The 20,541-nt window shown below is 68.3% G+C and carries 19 protein-coding genes; 7 read left to right on the top strand and 12 right to left on the bottom strand.

The genetic code is table 11. From position 1 onward, the window contains the following. Positions 1 to 8: 8 nt before the first annotated feature. Genes J2126_RS17130 through J2126_RS17120 form a run of 3 tightly spaced genes read right to left on the bottom strand, consistent with a single transcriptional unit; the run spans position 9 to position 977 of the window. Positions 9 to 560: an HK97 family phage prohead protease gene (locus tag J2126_RS17130; protein WP_209488081.1), complete on the bottom strand. Its 552-nt coding sequence runs from the start codon at positions 558 to 560 to the stop codon at positions 9 to 11. A gap of 3 nt (positions 561 to 563) precedes the next feature. Further along, positions 564 to 761: a hypothetical protein gene (locus tag J2126_RS17125; RefSeq protein WP_168459202.1), complete on the bottom strand. Its 198-nt coding sequence runs from the start codon at positions 759 to 761 to the stop codon at positions 564 to 566. Positions 762 to 788: 27 nt separating this feature from the next. Next, positions 789 to 977, bottom strand: a complete 189-nt coding sequence (locus J2126_RS17120; RefSeq protein ID WP_029555135.1) for a hypothetical protein — start codon at positions 975 to 977, stop codon at positions 789 to 791. Positions 978 to 1,076: 99 nt separating this feature from the next. Between J2126_RS17120 and J2126_RS17115 the strand changes: the two genes are divergently transcribed. After that, positions 1,077 to 1,574, top strand: a complete 498-nt coding sequence (locus J2126_RS17115; RefSeq protein WP_209488080.1) for a hypothetical protein — start codon at positions 1,077 to 1,079, stop codon at positions 1,572 to 1,574. After that, positions 1,571 to 2,359: a hypothetical protein gene (locus J2126_RS17110; RefSeq protein WP_209488079.1), complete on the top strand. Its 789-nt coding sequence runs from the start codon at positions 1,571 to 1,573 to the stop codon at positions 2,357 to 2,359. Before J2126_RS17115 ends, J2126_RS17110 begins: the two co-directional genes overlap by 4 nt. Positions 2,360 to 2,365: 6 nt before the next feature. Here J2126_RS17110 and J2126_RS17105 read toward each other — a convergent pair whose 3' ends face one another. Both J2126_RS17105 and J2126_RS17100 read right to left on the bottom strand, forming a co-directional pair. Continuing rightward, complete coding sequence (locus J2126_RS17105; protein WP_209488078.1) at positions 2,366 to 3,529, bottom strand: phage portal protein; 1,164 nt, start codon at positions 3,527 to 3,529, stop codon at positions 2,366 to 2,368. A 184-nt stretch (positions 3,530 to 3,713) separates the two neighbouring features. Next, positions 3,714 to 4,127 carry an HPP family protein gene (locus J2126_RS17100; protein ID WP_348634327.1) on the bottom strand — a complete coding sequence of 138 codons (414 nt, stop codon included), beginning with the start codon at positions 4,125 to 4,127 and terminating at the stop codon, positions 3,714 to 3,716. A gap of 306 nt (positions 4,128 to 4,433) precedes the next feature. Here J2126_RS17100 and J2126_RS17095 point away from each other — a divergent pair, with 306 nt between their 5' ends. Next, positions 4,434 to 4,709 (top strand): hypothetical protein, encoded by a 276-nt coding sequence (locus tag J2126_RS17095; protein ID WP_029555138.1) that lies wholly within the window; start codon positions 4,434 to 4,436, stop codon positions 4,707 to 4,709. Positions 4,710 to 4,713: 4 nt separating this feature from the next. On the opposite strand, the gene J2126_RS17090 is transcribed toward J2126_RS17095, so the two are convergent. The 4 genes from J2126_RS17090 to J2126_RS17075 all read right to left on the bottom strand — a co-directional run bounded on the left by J2126_RS17090 (position 4,714) and on the right by J2126_RS17075 (position 8,858). Then, complete coding sequence (locus J2126_RS17090) at positions 4,714 to 6,084, bottom strand: terminase large subunit domain-containing protein (RefSeq protein ID WP_209488076.1); 1,371 nt, start codon at positions 6,082 to 6,084, stop codon at positions 4,714 to 4,716. Next, positions 5,990 to 6,574, bottom strand: coding sequence for a terminase gpP N-terminus-related DNA-binding protein (locus J2126_RS17085; RefSeq protein WP_209488075.1), 585 nt, complete (start codon positions 6,572 to 6,574; stop codon positions 5,990 to 5,992). The genes J2126_RS17090 and J2126_RS17085 overlap by 95 nt, the downstream gene beginning before the upstream one ends. Positions 6,575 to 6,881: 307 nt before the next feature. Beyond that, the gene (locus J2126_RS17080) at positions 6,882 to 7,817 is read right to left on the bottom strand and encodes a sensor domain-containing diguanylate cyclase (protein ID WP_209488074.1); all 936 of its coding nucleotides are present in this window, start codon (positions 7,815 to 7,817) and stop codon (positions 6,882 to 6,884) included. A 114-nt stretch (positions 7,818 to 7,931) separates the two neighbouring features. Continuing rightward, complete coding sequence (locus J2126_RS17075) at positions 7,932 to 8,858, bottom strand: GGDEF domain-containing protein (RefSeq protein WP_209488073.1); 927 nt, start codon at positions 8,856 to 8,858, stop codon at positions 7,932 to 7,934. A gap of 111 nt (positions 8,859 to 8,969) precedes the next feature. Here J2126_RS17075 and J2126_RS17070 point away from each other — a divergent pair, with 111 nt between their 5' ends. Then, positions 8,970 to 9,716 (top strand): hypothetical protein, encoded by a 747-nt coding sequence (locus J2126_RS17070; RefSeq protein WP_209488072.1) that lies wholly within the window; start codon positions 8,970 to 8,972, stop codon positions 9,714 to 9,716. An 81-nt stretch (positions 9,717 to 9,797) separates the two neighbouring features. Here J2126_RS17070 and J2126_RS17065 read toward each other — a convergent pair whose 3' ends face one another. Further along, the gene (locus J2126_RS17065; RefSeq protein WP_245327405.1) at positions 9,798 to 12,077 is read right to left on the bottom strand and encodes an NADP-dependent malic enzyme; all 2,280 of its coding nucleotides are present in this window, start codon (positions 12,075 to 12,077) and stop codon (positions 9,798 to 9,800) included. A 264-nt stretch (positions 12,078 to 12,341) separates the two neighbouring features. Between J2126_RS17065 and J2126_RS17060 the strand changes: the two genes are divergently transcribed. Then, on the top strand, positions 12,342 to 14,369 hold the full coding sequence (locus tag J2126_RS17060) for a hypothetical protein (RefSeq protein WP_209488071.1): 2,028 nt from the start codon (positions 12,342 to 12,344) through the stop codon (positions 14,367 to 14,369). Between the two features lie 12 nt (positions 14,370 to 14,381). Here the strand turns inward: J2126_RS17060 and J2126_RS17055 are convergent, their stop codons facing one another. Then, entirely contained in the window at positions 14,382 to 14,828 is a 447-nt protein-coding gene (locus J2126_RS17055; RefSeq protein ID WP_209488070.1) for a DUF2059 domain-containing protein, read from the bottom strand. Positions 14,829 to 14,936: 108 nt separating this feature from the next. Then, positions 14,937 to 16,709 carry an aspartate--tRNA ligase gene (gene aspS, locus J2126_RS17050; RefSeq protein ID WP_209488069.1) on the bottom strand — a complete coding sequence of 591 codons (1,773 nt, stop codon included), beginning with the start codon at positions 16,707 to 16,709 and terminating at the stop codon, positions 14,937 to 14,939. Between the two features lie 302 nt (positions 16,710 to 17,011). Here aspS and J2126_RS17045 point away from each other — a divergent pair, with 302 nt between their 5' ends. Together J2126_RS17045 and rnd are read left to right on the top strand one after the other, a co-directional pair. Then, positions 17,012 to 19,315, top strand: coding sequence for a bifunctional diguanylate cyclase/phosphodiesterase (locus J2126_RS17045; protein ID WP_209488068.1), 2,304 nt, complete (start codon positions 17,012 to 17,014; stop codon positions 19,313 to 19,315). 66 nt (positions 19,316 to 19,381) lie between these two features. Next, positions 19,382 to 20,530, top strand: coding sequence for a ribonuclease D (gene rnd, locus J2126_RS17040; protein ID WP_209488067.1), 1,149 nt, complete (start codon positions 19,382 to 19,384; stop codon positions 20,528 to 20,530). The last annotated feature ends 11 nt before the right edge of the window (positions 20,531 to 20,541 follow it).

Here is a 20,541-nt window from a genome sequence, read left to right as displayed (position 1 = left end):
AGCGGAGATCAGGCGCTGGCGGCGGCGCGCAGGCGGGCGGCCGCGGCGGTGAGCAAAGCGGCCGGGGACGGGGCCGGGCGCCGGATGCGGGCGTCGTCGGTTTTGCGCGCAATGCGGGCGTCGTCGGTTTTGCGCGCAATGCGCGCTTGCGGCTGCATGGGAAAGGTGACGACGGACACCTCCCACAGATCGATGCGGGCGATGCGGCGCAGGCGCGTGCGCGGATCGGTGCGGGCCGTCACCGCCTTGAAGCCGATGGAGAGGCCGTCCAGCGCGCCGTCGCGGACCAGCGCCGCCACCTCCCGTGCGCGGGCGACGAAGGGCGAGAGCCGGCCGCGCACATAGAGGCCGCGCCCGTCCTCGATCACATCGGTCCACACGCCGATGGGCTCGGCCGGATCGTGCTGGTAGAGCATGCGCACGCCGCCCGCGCCCTGGCGGGCGAGGCTCGCCGCGAAGGCGCCGCGCTCGACGAGATCGCGGCCGAGGTCCGGCACGTCGAACAGGCAGGCATAGCCCTCGATGGCGTAGCCGTCGGTTGGGGGGTCAGAGGCCGCCATGGCTCAGGCGCCCCCTGCGGGCGGGGCCGGCTTCTTGCGGCGGCGGCTCTTCTCGATGCGCTCCAGCGTCGCCACGAACTCGCGGAAGACCGTGCCGGCAGCGGCGGGAGGGGCCGGCGGCGTGGCGCGGGCCTTGGTTTTGGGCCCGCCGGTGAGCGCGCGGATGCGCGGCGCGGACGCCTTCTGGAATGGCGATCGCATGGGTGTCTCCGAGGATGTGTTGGGGGGTCAGGAGAGGTCGTCGAAACGCGCGTTGAAGCGGGCCAGCTCGCGCACCAGCGCGTCCATCCGCGCATTGGCACGGGCCAGCTCGGTGAGCGTCCGCCACAGGCCGGCGGTGGCCGCCAGCGCCCACAGCAGCAGCGCCAGATGCGCGAGATCGCCCCGCTCGGCGAAGGTGCGGATGAGGGTATCCATGGGGGGCTCGCGAAGGGGGAGCGAAAGCGGAGCAGGTTGTTGCCCGCAGATGAATTATCGTTTAAGTTGTATTTTGACGCGATACACGCTTAAGCCCATATGCCGACCAACCAGGACGAGGCATTGATTTCGCTGCCCCTTTCTTTGTCCGATAACCTGAAAAAGAATAAGAGCATCATCCACGCGTTGATAAGATGCGGCAGGAACCGTGCGAATGGCGCCCTCCGGCGCGGCGAGGTCGTTTACCTCATCCAGTCGCCAGAGCGAGAACGTCGCCGGAAGATCATCGGCTTCGTTCGCGACATTAGCGACCACGGCTCCGCCTACCTGAATATCTACGACGATCATACGGATAGTTGCCCTATCGACGAACTCTACAGAATTCGGCTTACCAACGTGTCGGACTGGACGATCGTGCCCTCCATGCGGTCGCGGGATTTTGAGCACGAGATCTACGAGTGGGATCCTCTCACCGGCCGTGCCCTTGCCCCCCGGGGGCGCCTGCTGACGAAGCAATGGGAGCCCCTGGATGCCAAGGGGCATCCCCACAAAGCCCAAGATCGCACCGCCAGCATCATTCGCGTCGAAGTGCCGTGACCGAAGACGTCCCTGAGGATGAGGCAAAGACCTACGATGATCGCTTCCTTTGCTTTATCGACATCTTAGGCTTCTCAGCCTACGTGATGCAACATGCAGAAAATGCCAAGTCCGTCATCTCAAACGTCAAAAAAATACACCAGACTTCAAAGGACAAGATAACAAATATACATGGCGGCGAACTGGAACTGTCCGTGTTTTCGGACAGCATCATCATATCCACCGCTGCATGTTCCCATGCCGAAGACAATATGAGTCGATTGTGCGATCTTGCATGGAGCGTCAACAGTATCTGCATCGCGTTGCTGCGGGCGGGCTTTCTGACGCGCGGCGCTCTTGTACGCGGCGATCTCCTTCACCGCGATGGCACCGTGCTCGGCCCAGCGCTCGTACGCGCGTATCAGCTGGAGACTCAGTCTGCCATCTTCCCCCGCATCATCGTACAGAAGCCCGCACGGGTGCTCCTCGAGGCGAGCGGCACCCGGTGGGTCATCCCTGCCGGGGACGGCCCCTATTTTATCCATACCCTTAAAGACTTCGAGGAACGTGCAAAGGCGAGCCATACCATCGGATGGGCCAAATTTTCGACATCAGAGCCATTCCGATACATACGCGCATGCCGTGACATCATCGCACAGCTCTTAGAAGACTCGCGGGAAAACCATAAACACTATTCGTACAACAAATGGTTTGCCAAATATTTCGATCGCTACGTTACCAGATTTGGCCCTGCGAACGAGGCGGGCTGGATCAGTCCCATCGTCGAAAGCGACGAACTGACCTGAGTCGCCCTACCCCTGATACCCCACCGCCGCCCGCTTCTCCGCGTCGCTCAGGAAGTCCGCCGCGCCCACCCGCGCCCACAGTTCCGAGCGCTCGGCGGAAAGCGCCTCGATCTGGTCGAGGTCGGGCACCAGGGTGAGGCCGCCGCCATAGGCCGGGGCGAGCCACAGAGCGAGGGCGTCGCACACGCGGCGCACCAGTGGCACGACGCTCTGGCGCCAGAGCGCGCGGTTCGCCTCGGCGTAGTTGGCATAGGTGTTGTCGCCGGGGATGCCGAGCAGCATGGGCGGCACGCCAACGGCCAGCGCGATCTCCCGCGCGGCGGAATTGCGGGCGGCCTCGAAGTCCATGTCCTTGGGCGAGAGGGAGAGCGGGCGCCAGTCGAGCCCGCCTTCCAGCAGCAGCGGGCGGCCGGCATTCACCGCGCCCTGGAAGGAGGCTTCCAGCTCGCCCTTCAGCCGCTCGAACTGCTCCTCCGTCAACGCGCCCGTGCCGCCATAGACGAGGGCGCCGGAGGGCCGGGCGGCATTGTCGATGAGCGCCTTGTTCCAGGCGCTGGCGGCGTTGTGGAGATCGAGCGCCTGCTGCGCGGCCGCCAGCGGGGCGAAGCCGTAATGGTCGTCCAGCGGGTTGAAGGCGGAGAGATGCAGGATGGGCGGCACGTCGGCGCCGGGCACCAAAGTGTCCTGCGCGATGCGCACGGTCTCGCTGCCCAGCGTGTAGTCGAATGCCTCGGGCCAGCCGTCCGGCCCCGGCACCACGCGCACCCGGTCGGGGCGCAGCAGATGCAGCTCGCGCGGCGCGCCATCGAGCGCCACCGCCTCCACATAGGCGTTGCCGGCCACCAGCAAATGGCAGCAGATGGCCTCGAACAAGGCCGCCCGGGTGAGGCGCGGGTTGGGCCGGGCGAGGAGATCGAGGAAGGGGTGGGTGTCGTGCTCGCGCCCGTTCACCGTGAGCACCAAGGGCACGGTCGCCGCCGCCTCACCGATGAGCCGCACGGCGCGGTAGGCGATGGCGTTGCGGGCATAGCCCTCGCGGGCCAGCGAAGCGTAATCGCGCGGGGTCCAGCGCGGCCTGCCGGCGGAGAGGAGTGCGATGAGGCGCCCGGTGCGGCTCGCCTTGGCCTCCTCGGGCGCGCGGCGGAAGGGGGCGAGGAAGCTTGCCAGCATGCGGGGGCTCCGAAATGAAATCGGCCGCCCCCTGAGGCCGTTCCTTCGCGCAGCTCGGGGCGTCTGCGGAAGGATCGGATCAAGGAGCGGCCGGAGGTTGCACACCGGCGAACCGGCTGCAGGCCACAGGGGCGCCGGCGCGGCGGCCGGCGTTAAAGCGTGCGGAACGGGTGACGGCTCGGTTTCAGCCCGCCCGACGTGGGTACTCGTGGTGACGCGGCGGCAGCCGGTGGTAGAGGCTCGCCACCGCCACGAGGCAGACGGCACCGGCGATGACGATGCCGGACAGTTCAAACGGGTCGATGGGCGAGGCCGCCATCAGCACCGGCACGGCGCCGGCGGGCGGATGCGACACGCGCAAGAGCAGCATGGCGAGGATGGCGAGGCCCACCCCCAGCGCCGCCGCCCACCAGGCGCCGGGAAACAGCAGGGTGAAGACGATGCCCACCGTGACCGACAGGGCATAGCCGCCGATGACATTGGCCGGCTGCGCCAGCGGCGAGGAGGGATGGCCGAACAGCAGCACCGCGCTCGCGCCGAACGGCGCGATGAGCAGCGGAAGGCTGGTGAAGGCCGCGGCGCCACCGACAAGGCCCATGCCCAGCATCCCGCCCGCGCCGGACTTCAGCCCGACCTGGACGGAGCCGCAATGGGGCTCATGACGTGCGAAAAATGCTTTCCAATGATGTCTCATGGCTCCAGACGGGGCAGAGAGGGCCAAGGGAAGGCAAATGTCTGCACACAACGCTGTCATGCAGCCTCATTTGTAGGCACATGATGGACGTATTCTGGATGCCACGCAAGCGTCGTCGCCAAAAACGCGCCAACAAACCGGTTCGCGCTGGGGCAGCACAGGCGTAGAATGATTGCGGGTCGTGGGTTGGGAGCAGATCGGGAGGGCGTCATGCTCTATGCCCTGGTCCTCATCGTCACGACCACCACGGTCCAGCCCGCAGCGACGTCCGCCATGGGCTATGCGGGCGGCCCCTATGCCGGCGCCCGGTTCGTCACCACCGAGACCTCGCAGCAGATCGTCGGCTATTTCCGCAGCGAACGCGGCTGTCTCGGCGCCAGCCTGAAACGCAACGAAAGATGGCCGGACTTCGCGCCCGGACAGAGCGTCACCGGCCTGTGCGTGCAGGTGGAGATTCCCGTGGGCGGCGTCGTGGTCGGCAGCTGACGGCCTAAAGCCCCCGCACCCGCGGCGCGCCGGCCTTCGCGCCCAGCGCCAGCGCCGTCACCGCCCACACCAGCGCGTCGAGGCGGTCGGGCGAGCGGCCGGAGGAGAGGCCATCGGTGCCGAAGTCGCACATCTCGTCTTCCAGCTCCGGGAAGGCGCCGGCGTGGCGGACGCGGGCCTGTTCGTAGAGGGCGGCCACCGGCTCGGCGCGCAGGAATTTGCCGCGCGTGGCGCGCACCTGCTCCACCGGAACGGCGGGGTCCACCTCGGCGATGACGGCGCGCACCATCTCGCCGCCCTGGTTCACCTCGGCGACGATGCGGTCGGCGGAAAAGCGGTGGAACAGCGCCACCGCCTTGGCCGCCCATTGCGCCGGGCGCAGGCCCTGCTCGGTGGCATCCGCCAGCACATGCACCACCCCCGCCGCGTCGATGCCCGCCGCCACCAGCCCGCATGAGTCGGCGCCGGCGCGGGAGGAGGCGGGCGGGTCCACCGCCACCACGATGCGGGCGAGCGGCGGGGCCTCTTGCTCGCGCAGCGCCTCCAATTGGGGGCGGGAGAAGAGCGCGTCCGGCCGGTCCTCGATGATCTCGCCGTCCAGCTCCTGCCGGCCGAGGCGGGTGCCGCCATAGCGCGACATCACCTGCCCGAGGAAGGTGGGCGCGAGGTGAAAGGCATTGTCCGCCGTCTTCGCCCGGCTCACCGCCGTGGCGGGATCGGCGAGCAGACGACGCAGCAGCGCGGTGGGGCGCGGCGTGGTCGTCACCATCTGGCGCGGCTGGGCGCCGAGGCGCAGCGCGAATTGCAGCATGTCGAAGGTGGCCTCCGCACGCTTCCACTTGGCGAGTTCGTCCAGCCAGGCGGCGGCGAATTGCGGGCCGCGCAGGCTTTCGGGGTCTTCCGCCGAAAAGCCCTGCGCCACCGCGCCATTGGGCCAGACGATGCGGCGGCGGGTCGGCTCCCAGCGCGGACGCTCGCCGCGCGGATGGACGGCGAGGACGCCGGAGACGCCCTCCACCATCACCTCGCGCACATCGGCCATGGTCTCGGCGATGAGCGCGATGGGACTCACCGGGGCCGCCGCGAAGGGGGCCGCGCCGGAGGCGAGGCCCCGCACCCATTCGGCGCCGGCCCGCGTCTTGCCGGCCCCGCGCCCGCCCAGCACCAGCCAGGTGGACCACGGCCCGCCGCCTTGCGCCTCGGCGGGGGGAAGCTGGTCCGGCCGCGCCCACAGCGCCCAGTCGGCGAGGAGGCGGCCGGCGTCCTCCTCGGGCAGAGCCTCAAGGAACGCCCGCGCCGTCCCCGCCTTCGCGCAGGCGATCAAGGCGGCGCGCAAGCTCGCGGCGGAAGGTGTCGAGGTCGCGGACGGTTCCATCTTGGTCCTTCGCCTTGCGCCGCTTGCGGGTCTCCGCCTCGAGCGCAGTCAGCTCCCGCAGGGTGCGCGCCAGCACCGCCAGCGCCCGGGCGTCCTTCTCGGGCTCGGGGCGGGGCGCCTCGTCGCCGGGTTCGGCGGTGCGGGCGAGGCGGCCCTCAATCTCGTCGATCTGCCGCTCCGCCGCCCGCCACAGCCGCTTGAGCAGGCCGCGCCGGTCCGGCTTGCCGGGGGCGTTCGCGGGGACCTTGGCGTCGCGCGCCTTCGCCGGCCGGCCGCCCACGGGATGGGCGGTGCGGCGCGGGACGGGATTGAAGAGGAAGGTGCCGTCCGGCCCCCTCTCGCGGTCGATCCAGTAATAGACGGTGGCGCTGGAGAGGCCGGTCTGCCGGCGGATCTCCGCCATGCTGGCCCCCTCCAGATAAAGCCGCCGCGCCAGCGCCCCCCGCGCCGGACGCGCGGACGGCACGGCGCTGCCGTGAGGCTGATCCATGGGCGGACCTCTGCGGTGAGGAGGAAACGAAAGGCGCGGGGCCAAGAAGAGCACCCCCTGCCCCCGCACCGCCGTCGCCCTCCGGCTCGACCGGAGGGCCCATGCTGCCGCGAGCGAAGGCCTTGGGCGGCCGGTGCGAATGGTGCCATGGGTGGTCCGGTCAAGCCGGACCACGACGACGGTTCCTTGAGGAAGAGCGCTCGCTCGCGGCGTTTCGGCCTCGGCCGTCAGGCACACGTCTCGAACATGGGGAAAAGATACCCAGGCAGCGCACCGCTGTCAAGGACTAAAATCCCAAAATCCCCCATCACCCCAACATCACCCGGTCCCGCCCCGCCAGCTTCGCCAGATAGAGCGCGCGGTCGGCGCGGCCGTAGGCTTCGGAGAAGGTGTCGCCGGGGGGTGTGAAGGTGAGCCCGGCGGAGAAGGTGTAGGTGAAGTCCGGCAAGGCGGGCAGCGGACGGGAGGCGCGCACGCGGGCGAGGAGGTCGCAAACGCGGCGCTCGGCGGCCACGAGGTCGGTCTGCGGCAGCACCAGCATGAACTCCTCGCCCCCCACCCGGCCGAAGCAGTCGGCGCGGCCGATGGCGGCGGCCATCAGGGCGCAATAGGCGCGCAGCAAATCGTCGCCGGTCTGGTGGCCGAAGCGGTCGTTCACAGGCTTGAAATTGTCGAGATCGATGACGCAGAGCGCGCCGCCGGGGCCGTCGGGTGCCATCATCTCGTTGGCGCGGTGGATGGCGAAGCGGCGGTTGGCGACGCCGGTCAGCTCGTCCGTGTGGGCGGCGCGGAGCGCGTGGTCGCGGGCCTGCCGGATGTCGCGGGTGTCGACGCGGAAGGAGGTGACATCCACTCCCACGGTGAGCATCCAGCCGTCCGCATCCAGGGTCTCGTTCACCAACAGCCAGCGGCCGTCCCTGAGATCGCTCTCGAAGCTGCGGAAGCGCACCTTGCCGCGACGCGACTTGGCGGAGGCGAGCCAGGTCTCGAAATCCGGTGCCGTGATGATGATGCCGGTCCCCGCCGCATGACTGCGCCGGACCAGTTCCTCCCAGGTGGGGAGATCGCCCTCCGGAATGCCGAAGGTGGCCCGCAGGGCCGGGTTGGCATAACGCAGCCGGTCGGTGGGATCGTAAAGGCCGACAAGCAGCGGCGTCGCCTCGTAGAGGGCGCGGATGCGGGTCAGGAGGCCGGGCGTGCCGTCTTCGGCGCCCGCGTTTCCGAAGTCACGGATGTCAAACATGGCCCGGTCGAGCATACCTCAAGTGGAGACCCGACGGGCACAGGATTTGTAACGCCCGCCTCCTGCTTTCGGAGGAGACGGGAGCGCGCGTTCCGTCCCCCGCCCCGTGCTGCCCTAGCCGCGTGCCGCCATCACCGCGGGCGGCGCCTCGCCGTCCACCTGGATGCGGTTGCGGCCGCTCATCTTGGCCATGTAGAGCGCGCGGTCGGCCCGGCCGAACAGATCGGAGAAGGTGGTGCCCGGCCCGCCCGTGGCGATGCCGGCGGAGAAGGTGTAGGCGAAGTCCGGCCATTGCGGCAGCGGTCGCGACTGGCGCACCACCGACAGCATCCGCTCGACGATGAGCACCGCCTCCTCCGGCGAGGTCTGCGGCAGCACCAGCACGAACTCCTCGCCACCCACGCGGCCGAAGCAATCCTTGCGGCGGATCAGGCCGTTGATGCGCGCGGCGAAGTCGCGGAGCACCGTGTCGCCCGCGAGGTGGCCGACGAGGTCATTGATATATTTGAAGTTATCGAGATCCAGAACGCACAGTGTTCCGCCCAGCGCACCCGGCGCGAGCATGTCGTCCACCCGCGCGGTGATGAAGCGGCGGTTGGCGATGCCGGTGAGGTCGTCGGTCTGCGCCTCCCTGATGGCGCGGTCGCGGGCCTGCCGCACATCCCGGCCGTCCGCCTTGAGGGCGGTGATGTCGCTGGCGATGCAGAGCATCCACCCCGCCGCCGAGACACTCTCGGTCATCAGCAGCCAGCGGCCGTCGTAGAGGTCGGTCTCAAACGAGCGGTAGGGCACCTTGCCACGGCGCGAAAGGGTGGAGACGAGCCAGGCGTCGAAATCGGCGGCTGTGATGATGGTGCCCCGCCGCGCGGCATGGTTGCGCCGCATGATCTCCGCCCAGGTGAGTTCCTCGCCCGGCCCGAGGACAAAGGCGGCCCGGAACGCGGGGTTGGCATAGCGCAGCCGGTCGAAGCAATCATAAGCCGCCACTAGCACTTGCGTGCTGTCGTAGAGGTCGGCGAGGTGGTCGGGCAGGAAGGTCATTCGTCGTGCATCATAGCCCATTTGCCTGCGTTTTCGCATGTCTGGTCGCGGGTTTTGCTGCGTGCTGCTGTCTCAGGGCCTGAGCGTGGCGGGACCGGGCGGATGCCCGCCATGGCAAGCGGCTTCGCGCTGCGGTATGGAGTGGGGCGGCGCGCTGGCGCGTCGCTCTGGAGGGTGCGCGATCCCATGTTTCCGCCCGGCTTCCCGTCTGGCCTGCCGATGCTGGTGCCGCTGATGCTGGCCGCCTGCCTCATGGTGCCGGCCCACGCGCTGGAGACCCGGTGGCCGGACACTCCCGCCGCCCGGCAGCAGGCCCAGGAACTGGTCGAGGCGCTGAACGCCGATCTCCTCGCCCATGCGAGCGCCACCGCGACCCTGGAACGCTGGTGCGCCACCCGTGGCATCTCCGATCCCTCCCGGGTGGTGGCCGAGCGGGTCTACGAGCGGGAGGGCGCCGCCCCCCCGGAGGTGCGCGCGCTGCTCGGCGCCGGACCCGACACGCCGGTGCGGCATCGCCGGGTGCGCCTCGTGTGCGGACCCACGGTTTTGTCGGAGGCGGATAACTTTTATCTGCCGGAAAAGCTGACAGCCGACATGAACCAGGTGCTGGACAGCACCGATACCCCGTTCGGCAAGGTGGTGCGACCGCTCGATTTCCGGCGGAAAACCCTCGACTCGACAGTGCTGTGGATGCCGGCGGACGAGACCGGGTTCAAGCCGGCCCCCGGCGCCGCGCTCCCCCTGCCCGCCTTCGTGCTGAGCCACCGGGCGGCGCTCACCCTGCCCGACGGCACCCCCTTCAGCGCCCTGATCGAGCGCTACACGGCAGGCATCCTCGGCCCCCCGCCGTCGCGCTGAGACCGGGGCGGCAAAGGCGGTTGGCGAAGGCCTCCCTCTCCCGCGCGGGGAGAGGGACTATTCCGTGTTTCCAGAGACTTGTCAGTCCGTCTGCGCCTCGGCGACGGCAACGGCTGTCATGTTGACGACGCCGCGCGTCGTCACCGACGGGCCGAGGATATGGGCGGGCTTGGCGGTGCCCATCAGGATGGGACCGACCGGCAGGGCATCGCCCAGCACCTTGATCATGTTGAAGGCGATATCGGCCGCGTCGAGGTCCGGCATCACCAGCACGTTGGCCACCCCGGAGAGGCTGGAGTGGGGGAAGGACTTGCGGCGCACATCTTCCATAAGTGCCGCATCCGCCTGCATTTCTCCGTCGACCTGAAGGTTCGGGTCGCGCTCGCGGATGATGGCGAGGGCGGAGCGGACGCGCTTGGCCGAGAGCGTCTCGTGGCTGCCGAAATTGGAGTGCGACAGCAGCGCCACCCGGGGCTCCAGACCGAAGCGGCGGACGTGGGCGGCGGCCAGCACCGTCATCTCGGCGAGGTCGGCGGCGGTGGGCTCGGTCTGGATCTGCGTGTCGCAGATGAAGAAATTGCCCTTGGAGGTGATGAGCAGCGAGAGCGCCGCCAGTTCCTTGACGCCGGGGGCGAGGCCGATGATGTCGCGCACCTGCCTGAGGTGGCGCACGAACCGCCCCTCGATGCCGCAGAGCATCGCATCCGCCTCGCCACGATGGACGGCAAGGGCCGCGATCACCGTGGGATGGGTGCGGACCAGCGTGCGCGCGGCGTCCGGCGTCACGCCCCGGCGGCCGGCCACCTCGACGTAATCGCGCACGTAGTCGCGGTAGCGCGGATCATCCTCGGGATTGATGAGGTCGAAGTCGCGGCCGGGCTGGATGGAGAGGCCGAAGCGCTTCAAGCGGGTGTCCACCACGCTCGGGCGGGCGACGATGATGGGCCGGGCGATGCCTTCCTCGACCACCGCCTGAACGGCGCGCAGAACGCGCTCGTCCTCGCCCTCGGCATAGATCACCCGCTTGATGGACTGCTTCGCCTTGGCGAACAGCGGCCGCATGATGAAGCCGGAGCGGAACACGAAGGTGTCCAGCCGGTCGATATAGGCGTCCATGTCGGCGATGGGACGCGTCGCGACGCCGGTGTCCATGGCCGCCTTCGCCACCGCCGGCGCGATGCGCAGGATGAGGCGCGGATCGAACGGCGAGGGGATGAGCGAGTCGGCGCCGAAGGTGCGGCTTTCACCGCCATAGGCGCGGGCCACCACGTCCGACGGAGTCTCGCGGGCAAGCGCGGCGAGGGCTTCCACCGCCGCCATCTTCATCTCGGCGTTGATGTCGGTGGCACCGACATCCAGCGCGCCGCGGAAGATGTAGGGGAAGCACAGGACGTTGTTGACCTGGTTCGGGAAGTCCGAACGACCGGTGCAGATCATGGCATCCGGGCGCGCCTCGCGGGCGGCCTCTGGCATGATCTCCGGCATGGGATTGGCGAGGGCGAGGATGAGCGGCTTGTCCGCCATCTTCTTCACCATCTCCGGCTTCAGCACGCCGCCGGCCGACAGGCCGAGGAAGATGTGCGCGCCGTCGATCACCTCGTCGAGGGTGCGCTTGTCGGTCTTCTGGGCATAGATCTCCTTGTAGGGATCCATGAGGGTGTTGCGGCCGTCATAGACCACGCCCTCGATGTCGGTGACCCAGATGTTCTCCTTCTTCGCGCCGAGCGTGACGAGGAGGCCGAGGCAGGCGAGCGCGGCAGCGCCGGCGCCCGAAGTGACGATCTTGAGATCCTCGATCTTGCGATTGCCGATCTCCAGCGCGTTGCGCACCGCCGCAGCGACGATGATGGCCGTGCCGTGCTGGTCGTCGTGGAAGACCGGGATCTTCATGCGCTGGCGCAGCTGGGCTTCCACCTCGAAGCACTCGGGCGCCTTGATGTCTTCCAGATTGATGCCGCCGAAGGTGGGCTCCAGCGCGCTCACCACGTCCACCATGCGCTCGACGGTGAGCGCATCGATCTCGATGTCGAACACGTCAATGCCAGCGAACTTCTTGAACAGGACGGCCTTGCCTTCCATCACCGGCTTGCCGGCGAGGGGACCGATGTTGCCGAGGCCCAGCACGGCTGTGCCGTTCGAGACGACGCCCACGAGATTCGAACGGATGGTCAGCTCAGCTGCCTGCAGGGGATCGGCGGCTATGGCCTCGCACGCGGCGGCGACGCCGGGAGAATAAGCGAGGGCGAGATCGCGCTGGTTCCCGAGGGGTTTGGTGGCCTGGATCTCAAGCTTTCCCGGCCGCGGCGTGCGATGGTAATAGAGCGCGCCCGAACGCAGATCCTCGGAAATGTTGGACGCCATACCCCTTCCCCCTTGGTGAATAACAAACGCCGCAGAAAATCGGCCGGCAACCTAGCGGCCACGCATGCTTATGTCACGGTGGACCGCGCAAATTAGGTTATGTTGCGCCCGCCTGAATGCATTAAGGCGGCGCATGTGGCGCGATCGTGGGCGCGTTTGAGTGGGCGCCCAGAATCTGGGCGAGCGATTGGGGCGAATCTGCTGCGGCCGATCGGCTGCATGCTGGGCGGATCTGATGCGGGCGGAGGCCCGGAAGGAATGACCATGAGCGAGGGGAAGGCGAAGCGTGGGCTTTGGACGAAGGTTGCCGTAGCGGTCGGCATCGTGGCCGTTCTGGCCGTGGGCGGCTGGTTCGGCTTCGCCTCCTGGTCGCGGGGCAAGGTGAGGGCCGAGGTGGAGCAGGCCTTCGCCGGCATCCGTGCCGCCGGCAGCAAGGCATCCTTCACCGATGCCGGCTTCGATCCCGCCGACCGCGCCGTGACCGTGTCCGGTATCGCCATCGCCTCGGCCGACGGCAGCGCCGCGGTGAAGATTGCGCGACTGGTCGCGCGGGGCAGCGAAAAGCCCATCGACCGGCGGGTGACCCTCGACGCGCTCGACCTCGACGGCGTGGAAGTGACGCTCTCCGGCGACGCCGCGCAGGGCGGCACCATCACCTATGCCATGCCGCAGGTGATGATCGACCGGTACAACGGCCCCATGACGCTGATCGCCGCCGGCGAGGGTGGCGGCGCCTATGGCGCTTTGCGTGTGGCCCTGCGCCAGCTCGCGGCGACGACCGCCGCCAAGGTGACCATTCCCGAGACCCGCGTCCGCATGGCACCGGCCGGCGCGCCGGCCATGGAAGCCACCTACACCAATTTTGCCGCCGAGGGCATCAACGCCGGCGGCGTGCGTAGCCTGATCATCGATCGCTCGACCGCCTCCTACGTGCTGCCCGCCGAGGGGCAGGCCCCGCCGGCGCGGTTCACTCTGCGCATCGAGGGACTGGTGGCCGCGCAGATCGACACGGCGCCCATCCTGCTGATGACCCAGCCCGGTGGTCCTACGGGCAAGGCCGCGGACGCGTACGGACGCATTTACGGCAAGGTGGTGACCGGCCCCTATGTCATCTCGCAGGAGGGCGGCCCCACCCAGGGCGGCGCCTCCATGCTGATGGAGAATTTCGCCATCCGTCCCTCGGCCTTCGATGCGGCCCGGCTGGCCAAGTTCCAGGCCCTGGTGACGAAGCCGCCGCTCAATCCTTCGGCCGAGGAGAGCCGCCGCGCGGCCGAGCTGGTGCGCGACACCATCGCCGGCCTCTCCTTCACGACGGTCGCGATCACGGACGCCTACACAAAGGACAAGGGCGAGACGGGGCACATCGGCCTGATGCGCATGGATGGCCTTGCCAATGGCGTGCTCGATGGCTTCACGCTTGAGCGGGCGGACGGCACGACGCCCGACGGCGGGACCGGCAAGATCGGTCGCATCGCCGTGCGCCAGCTGGATTTCAATCAGCTCGCAGCGCTCGCCGCCGAGGCGCAGAGCCCCTCCCCCACGACCGCGCTGGTGCTGTTCCGGGTGATCTCGGGCATCGAGGTCAAGAATCTGGAAGTGCCTTATGGCGAAGGCGACGCGAAGAACGAGCCGGTGAAGATCGGCAATTTCTCTCTGTCGTGGGGCGGCTCGCTCGGGGTCTTGCCCTCCTACGTGGACTTCGCGCTGACCGATGTCTCCGGCCCGATCCGGCCGGAGGATGGCGAGCCCTTCACCTATCTCATCAACGCCGGCATGAAGCGGGCCACCGTCTCGCTGGGTGCCAAGGCGTTCTACGACGTCAACGAGAGCACCCTGACGCTGGCGCCCATCACGACCGAGGTGAAGGACGCCTTCCGTGTCGTCATCGAGACCAAGCTGTCCGACGTGCCCCAATCCGCCTTCGCGGACGCCGGCGGGTTCGTCAACGGACTGCCGGCCATCGGCGCCGGACCGGTGACGGTGACGCTGACGGACCTGGGGCTCGCCAAGCTGATGTATGCCCAGTTCGCCAAGGCGGCCGGTGTGAGCGAGGCGGATTATCGCGAGCAGGTCGTGGCGCTGGCCGAGGGCTTCGCCGCCGAGATGGAGGAAGGCATGCCCGAGATGGCGCCCGTCGGCGCCGCCCTGGTGTCCTTCCTGCGCAATCCGGGAACGCTGAAGGTGACGGTGAAACCCAAGGGCTTCGTGCCACTCGTCGCCCTCGCAGCAGCCGGCGATCCGACCGTTCTGCTGGAGACCTTCAGCTTCGAGGCGACCGCCTCCGCCCCGTGATCCGGCGGGCCGCTATTTCGGCCCGTTGATCAGCACCACCAGCTTGATGATGTACTGCTGAATGGCGGCATTCACCTCGGCGGGCTTGGCTTCCTCGACCTGCACCAGCTTGCGACCGGCGGGGCTGGAATAGAAGCCGTGGATGTCCTTCAGCTCCGCAAGGCTGAGGGCAGAGGCGTAATAGGTCGCGAACTCGCCGAGCAGGTCGGCGCGGATGGGCGCCGCCGCCTTTTCGGCATCTGCGCGGAAGGGGGCCTGCCTGTCGGCCGGCTGCTTCGCGGCGGCCTCGGCGATCATGCGCGCCACGCGGCCGTCGATACCGGGCGCGACGGCCAGGTCCACCACCTGCCGCGCGAGGGCGACCTTGTCGGACGCCTCGTCGGCTGCGGCGGCGGCCGGAAAGGTGAGCGTGTGGACCGCCAGGGCGGCGGCCATGAGCATTGGATAGGCGAACCGCATCTGTTTCCTCCCCGGGAGCGCCCGCAGCTTGGGCGCGCGGCAGCGTCCCGGAGAGAATCTATATCGGCTTCGGCATGGTCGCGCTGCTCCCCCAACTGGGGGAATGCGTCATTTCTGCTGTGGCGCCGGCCGGATGTGCAGCTCGCGCAGCTGCTTCGGGCTTGCCTCGTTGGGGGCGCCCATGAGCAGGTCGAGGGCCTGCTGGTTCATGGGGAAGATGGAGATCTCGCGCAGGTTGGTGGTGCCGCACAGGAGCATGACGATGCGGTCCACGCCCGCCGCCATGCCACCATGGGGCGGCGCGCCATACTGGAACGCGCGATACATGCCGCCGAAGCGCTCCACCACGGTCGCCTCGTCATAGCCGGCCAGCTCGAACGCCTTCACCATGGCCTCGGGGCGATGGTTACGGATGCCGCCGGAGGCGATCTCGTAGCCATTGCAGGCGATGTCGTACTGGAACGCCTTGATGGTCAGCGGGTCCTGCGTGTTCAGCGCCTCGAGCCCGCCCTGCGGCATGGAGAAGGGATTGTGGGAGAAGTCGATCTTCTTCTCCTCCTCCGAATATTCGTAGAAGGGGAAGTCCACGATCCAGGCCAGCTCGAAGCGGTCCTTGTCGATGAGGTTCAGTTCCTCACCCACCTTGGTGCGGGCGAGGCCGGCGAACTTCACGAACTTGTCGGGGTCGCCCGCGACGAAGAAGGCGGCATCGCCGGCCTTGAGGCCGAGCTGGGCGCGGATCGCCTCGGTGCGCTCGGGGCCGATGTTGTTCGCGAGCGGGCCGGCGCCCTCGCCCCCTTCGCGCCACATGATGTAGCCGAGGCCAGGCTGGCCCTCGCCCTGGGCCCAGGAGTTCATGCGGTCGCAGAAGGCGCGGGAGCCGCCGCCGGGGGCGGGGATGGCCCACACCTCGTTCTTCTCCACCTCCAGCATGCGGGCGAACACCTTGAAGCCCGAGCCGCGGAAGTGGTCGGAGACGTTCTGCATGACGAGCGGATTGCGCAGGTCCGGCTTGTCGGTGCCGTACTTGCGCAGGGATTCCGCATAGGGGATGCGCGGCCAGTTCTTCGTCACCGGCTTGCCGCCGGAAAACTCCTCGAACACGCCGGTGATGACCGGCTCCATGGCGGCGAACACGTCTTCCTGCTCGACGAAGCTCATCTCCAGGTCGAGCTGGTAGAACTCGCCGGGCAGGCGGTCGGCGCGGGGGTCCTCGTCGCGGAAGCAGGGGGCGATCTGGAAGTAGCGGTCGAAGCCGCTCATCATGATGAGCTGCTTGTACTGCTGGGGCGCCTGCGGCAGCGCGTAGAACTTCCCGGGATGCAGGCGCGAGGGCACGAGGAAGTCGCGCGCGCCTTCCGGCGAGGAGGCGGTGAGGATGGGCGTCTGGAACTCGAAGAAGCCCTGATCCTTCATGCGCCGGCGCATGGCGTCGATGATGGCGCCGCGAGTCATGATGTTGCGGTGGAGCTTCTCGCGGCGCAGGTCGAGGAAGCGGTACTTGAGCCGCGTCTCTTCCGGATACTCCACGTCGCCGAACACCGGCAGCGGCAGCTCGGCGGCCGGGCCGAGCACTTCGAGCTCGGTGGCATAGACCTCTATGGCGCCGGTGGTGAGGTCCGCATTCTCCGTGCCCTCGGGGCGCAGGCGGACCTTGCCATCGATGCGGATGACCCACTCGGACCGCGCCTTCTCGGCGTCCTTGAAGGCCGGGCTGTCGGGGTCCACCACCACCTGGGTGAGGCCGTAATGGTCGCGCAGGTCGATGAAGAGCACGCCGCCATGGTCGCGGATGCGGTGGCACCAGCCGGACAGGCGGACGATCTGGCCCACCTCGGCGGTCGAAAGCGCGCCGCAGGTATGTGAGCGGTAACGGTGCATGGGGTCGCCCTTTCAAGGCTGATCAGGGAAGACACGGGGCGAAAGGCCCTGCTGCCCGGGCGTCCGCGCGCAGGCCGTTGGCGCGCACCGGACGCCCAAGGCGCCGCTTGCGCGCCGGGCGCCGCGTCACCGCGCGCCACGGCTCGAAAGTCCGCGTCTGAGGCGGGGCGAAGGTGCATGCGTTCCGCCGCGTGTCAAGCACGCAGTCTTGTTGAGCCCTGCGCGAAGGTTGTAGGTTCGGGTTAGCCGTGTCTCCATCGACAGGTCTTTCGGGTGAGAGCGTGACAAGGAGCGAGGCCGGCATGGAGACGCCGAACGGGCGCGAAACCGGACCGCTGGACGCGAACCGCCCCGGCGCGCGAGGGCCCCTCTGGCTGGCCTTCGTCGCAGCGACGCTCATCGTCTGCGTCATCTGCGCGGCCACCCTACTGGTGAGAAGCCTCTGGCAGGACGGTGCCGCGGACCGCGCGCGCGAGCTCGAGAACATGGCGGTCACGCTGTCCGAGCAGACGGCCCGCGCCTTCCAGAGCGTCGGCCTCATCCAGGACGACCTCATTGGACACGTGCGCGAGAAGGGTATCCAGACACGGATCCAGCTCGTCGATGCCATGTCGACGGAGGACGTCCATTCCCGGCTGCGGGAGAAAATCTCCGGCCTGCCCTTCATCGATGCCATCACCGTCATCGATGAGACGGGGCAATTGCTCAACTTTTCACGCTATTGGCCTATCCCTAACGTGAACGTGTCCGACCGCGATTATTTCCTGGCGCTCGAAGGCATGCGGGGACCGGACATATTTCTGGGCGAGCCGGTGCCAAACCGCGGGAGCGGCACCGTCACCATCTATCTCGCCAAGCGGTTCGCCAACAGCTCTGGGCGCTTCCTCGGCCTTGTGCTCGGCGCCATGGAGCAATCCTATTTCGAGCGCTTCTACAGCGGGCTCCGGCTCGGACGCGACGGGATGATCGCGCTGATCCGTTCGGACGGCGCGCTGCTCGCCCGCCATCCCGGCTCAGCCGGCCAGTCGCCACGCGATTCCGCGGTTCGGGCACGCACAGCGGCGGCGGTGTTCGCGACCGGGCAGATGCCGCAACTCCCCGCCGGGACGCTGGACGAGAAAGCCCGCATCGCCGCCGTCCATCGGGTGGGCGATCTGCCGGTGGCGGTGGTGGTCAGCGAAAGCATCGCCGCCCTGGACGCCCTGATGTGGCAGCGGGCGACGCCGCTGATCGTCGCCGCCGGGCTGCTTTGCCTCACCATCGCGCTCGTAGCCTGGGGCGTCGGCCGGCATCTGCGGGACGAGCGTGCCTTCGCCGTGGCCCAGCACGGCATGGCGCGGATCGACGTGCTGACGGGCCTGCCCAACCGCCTTGCCTTCGCCGAGCGTCTGAATGCGCTCCTGAAAGCCCGCGGCGGGGGAACACCGCTCGCCCTGCTCTATCTCGACCTCGATTACTTCAAGGCCGTCAACGACACACTCGGCCACGACGCCGGCGACACCATGCTGATCGAACTGGCCGAGCGCATCCGGGCCCTCGTTGGGCCGGATGATTTCGCCGCACGTCTCGGTGGCGACGAATTCGCCGTTGTGGTGTCGGGTGTGAATCACGAGAGCGAGGCCGCCGAATTCGCGCAGCGCCTGATCCATACCCTGCGGTCGCCGTTGCATCTCGGCCTGCACAGGATCGTCAGCGGCTGCAGCATCGGCATCGTCATGGCACCACGCGATGGCACCGGTGTTGCGGAACTGCTCAAGAACGCGGACCTCGCCCTCTACCGCGCCAAGGCCGACGGCCGCGGCATCGCCCGGGTTTTCGTCGAGGAGATGGAGCGCCTCGTGCGCGAGCGCCGCGAGATGGAGGTCGCCCTTCAAACCGCATGGCGGGAGAAACAGTTCTTCCTGCTCTACCAGCCCATCGTGGAAGCCGAATCGGGCCGCGTCGCCGGCTTCGAGGCCCTGCTTCGCTGGCAGCATCCCGAGCGCGGGCTGGTCAACCCGACCAGTTTCATCCCGATCGCGGAGGAAACCGGCCTCATCCTGCCGCTGGGCGCATGGGTGCTGGCCGAGGCGTGCGCCGCGGCCACAACATGGCCCGAGGACCTGTTCGTCTCGGTCAACCTCTCCCCCGTTCAGTTCCGCGGCGCGGAAGCCTTCCGGCAAGTGCGGAACGCGCTGGAAAGCTCGGGCCTTGCCCCGTCGCGTCTGGAGGTGGAGATCACCGAAAGCACCCTGCTGCAGGAAGGCCCCATGGTGCGGGCCACGCTGGAACAGTTCAGCGAGGAGGGAATCACGGTCGCGCTCGATGATTTCGGCACGGGCTATTCCTCCCTTGGGTATCTGAGGACCCTCAGCATCGGCCGGATCAAGATGGACCGCTCGTTTATCGATCAGGTCGAGACCTCGCCGCAGAGCCTCGCCATCGTGCGGGCTGTCGTCGGCCTCGCCCGCACGCTGGGGCTGCGCTGCACGGCCGAAGGCGTTGAGACGGAAGGCCAGAGACGGCTGCTCACGGCGGAGGGCTGCTCCCATCTTCAGGGCTACCTGCTAGGCCGCCCAGGCTCCGCTGAGGAAGCCCTTCGGCGCACCCGCACCTCGGCCGCCTGACGCCTTTCCGACAAGATCGCGCCACATTCCCTTTGCCGAACGCATCGGCGTGGGTATGTTTGAAGCATGGATCCCATCACCTCGACTGAGGCGCTGGCAGCTGCCTGCGAGCGTCTTGCGCGACACCCCTTCGTCACTGTCGACACCGAATTCCTGCGAGAAAGCACCTTCTGGCCGAAGCTGTGCGTGGTGCAGGTCGCATCGCCCGAGGAAGCCATCCTCATCGATGCGCTTTCGGAAGGCCTGGACCTCGCGCCCTTCTATCGGCTCATGGGCAATGAGCGGGTGATGAAGGTGTTCCATGCCGGGCGGCAGGACATCGAGATCATCTGGCATCAGGCCCGGCTGATTCCCCACCCCGTGTTCGACACGCAGGTGGCGGCCATGGTGCTGGGATACGGCGACAGCATCTCGTACGACCAGTTGGTCCAGCGCACGGTGGGCCACAGCCTGGACAAGTCCTCGCGCTTCACCGACTGGTCGCGGCGGCCGCTGAGCCAGGCGCAGATCGCCTACGCCATCGCCGACGTCACCCACCTGCGGGACATCTACATCAAGCTGACGGCGGATCTCGATGCCCGCGGCCGCGGCGAGTGGGTCGGCGAGGAGATGCACGTCCTCACCTCACCCGCCACCTATGAGCAGCATCCCGAACAGGCGTGGGAGCGGCTGAAGTCCCGCGTGCGCAAGCCGCGCGAGCTGGCGGTTCTCGTGGAGGTCGCTGCCTGGCGCGAGCGCGAGGCCCAGACGCGCGACCTGCCGCGCGGCCGCGTCATCAAGGATGAAGTGATCGGCGAGATCGCGGTGCAGCAGCCGCAGACGCCCGAGAAGCTGGCCGAGTTGCGCTCGCTGCCCAAGGGTTTCGAGCGCTCACGCTATGGCGAAGCGGTTCTGGAAGCCGTGAAGCGCGGCGTCGCCCGCGACCCGAAGACGCTGCCCCGCATCGAGCGGGACAAGCCCCTGCCCAATGGCGCCAATGCAACGGTTGAGCTTCTGAAGGTGTTGCTGCGCATGACAGCGGAGCAGAACGCGGTCGCCGCCAAGGTGATCGCCACGACCGAGGATTTGGAGCGCATCGCGGTGAGCGACGAGGCCGACGTGCCAGCGCTGAAGGGCTGGCGGCGCGAGCTGTTCGGGGTCCACGCCCTCGCGCTCAAGGCCGGGCAGCTCGCCCTAGCCGTGGACAAGGGCAAGGTAGTAGCGGTCCAGAAATAGCAGGACCGCAT

This window comes from Xanthobacter flavus, assembly GCF_017875275.1.
In the GTDB taxonomy this organism is placed as follows: domain Bacteria; phylum Pseudomonadota; class Alphaproteobacteria; order Rhizobiales; family Xanthobacteraceae; genus Xanthobacter; species Xanthobacter flavus_A.
The sequence above is the reverse complement of the archived record's forward strand: the minus strand, read 5'-3'. Positions and strand labels throughout refer to the sequence as shown.

Bases quoted from the DNA above. Each gene is read 5' to 3' on its own strand.
- J2126_RS17130 (WP_209488081.1), bottom strand. From the start codon at position 560: ATGGCGGCCTCTGACCCCCCAACCGACGGCTACGCCATCGAGGGCTAT.
- J2126_RS17125 (WP_168459202.1), bottom strand. From the start codon at position 761: ATGCGATCGCCATTCCAGAAGGCGTCCGCGCCGCGCATCCGCGCGCTC.
- J2126_RS17120 (WP_029555135.1), bottom strand. From the start codon at position 977: ATGGATACCCTCATCCGCACCTTCGCCGAGCGGGGCGATCTCGCGCAT.
- J2126_RS17115 (WP_209488080.1), top strand. From the start codon at position 1,077: ATGCCGACCAACCAGGACGAGGCATTGATTTCGCTGCCCCTTTCTTTG.
- J2126_RS17105 (WP_209488078.1), bottom strand. From the start codon at position 3,529: ATGCTGGCAAGCTTCCTCGCCCCCTTCCGCCGCGCGCCCGAGGAGGCC.
- J2126_RS17100 (WP_348634327.1), bottom strand. From the start codon at position 4,127: ATGGGCCTTGTCGGTGGCGCCGCGGCCTTCACCAGCCTTCCGCTGCTC.
- J2126_RS17095 (WP_029555138.1), top strand. From the start codon at position 4,434: ATGCTCTATGCCCTGGTCCTCATCGTCACGACCACCACGGTCCAGCCC.
- J2126_RS17090 (WP_209488076.1), bottom strand. From the start codon at position 6,084: ATGGAACCGTCCGCGACCTCGACACCTTCCGCCGCGAGCTTGCGCGCC.
- J2126_RS17085 (WP_209488075.1), bottom strand. From the start codon at position 6,574: ATGGATCAGCCTCACGGCAGCGCCGTGCCGTCCGCGCGTCCGGCGCGG.
- J2126_RS17080 (WP_209488074.1), bottom strand. From the start codon at position 7,817: ATGTTTGACATCCGTGACTTCGGAAACGCGGGCGCCGAAGACGGCACG.
- J2126_RS17075 (WP_209488073.1), bottom strand. From the start codon at position 8,858: ATGACCTTCCTGCCCGACCACCTCGCCGACCTCTACGACAGCACGCAA.
- J2126_RS17070 (WP_209488072.1), top strand. From the start codon at position 8,970: ATGGCAAGCGGCTTCGCGCTGCGGTATGGAGTGGGGCGGCGCGCTGGC.
- J2126_RS17065 (WP_245327405.1), bottom strand. From the start codon at position 12,077: ATGGCGTCCAACATTTCCGAGGATCTGCGTTCGGGCGCGCTCTATTAC.
- J2126_RS17060 (WP_209488071.1), top strand. From the start codon at position 12,342: ATGAGCGAGGGGAAGGCGAAGCGTGGGCTTTGGACGAAGGTTGCCGTA.
- J2126_RS17055 (WP_209488070.1), bottom strand. From the start codon at position 14,828: ATGCGGTTCGCCTATCCAATGCTCATGGCCGCCGCCCTGGCGGTCCAC.
- aspS (WP_209488069.1), bottom strand. From the start codon at position 16,709: ATGCACCGTTACCGCTCACATACCTGCGGCGCGCTTTCGACCGCCGAG.
- J2126_RS17045 (WP_209488068.1), top strand. From the start codon at position 17,012: ATGGAGACGCCGAACGGGCGCGAAACCGGACCGCTGGACGCGAACCGC.
- rnd (WP_209488067.1), top strand. From the start codon at position 19,382: ATGGATCCCATCACCTCGACTGAGGCGCTGGCAGCTGCCTGCGAGCGT.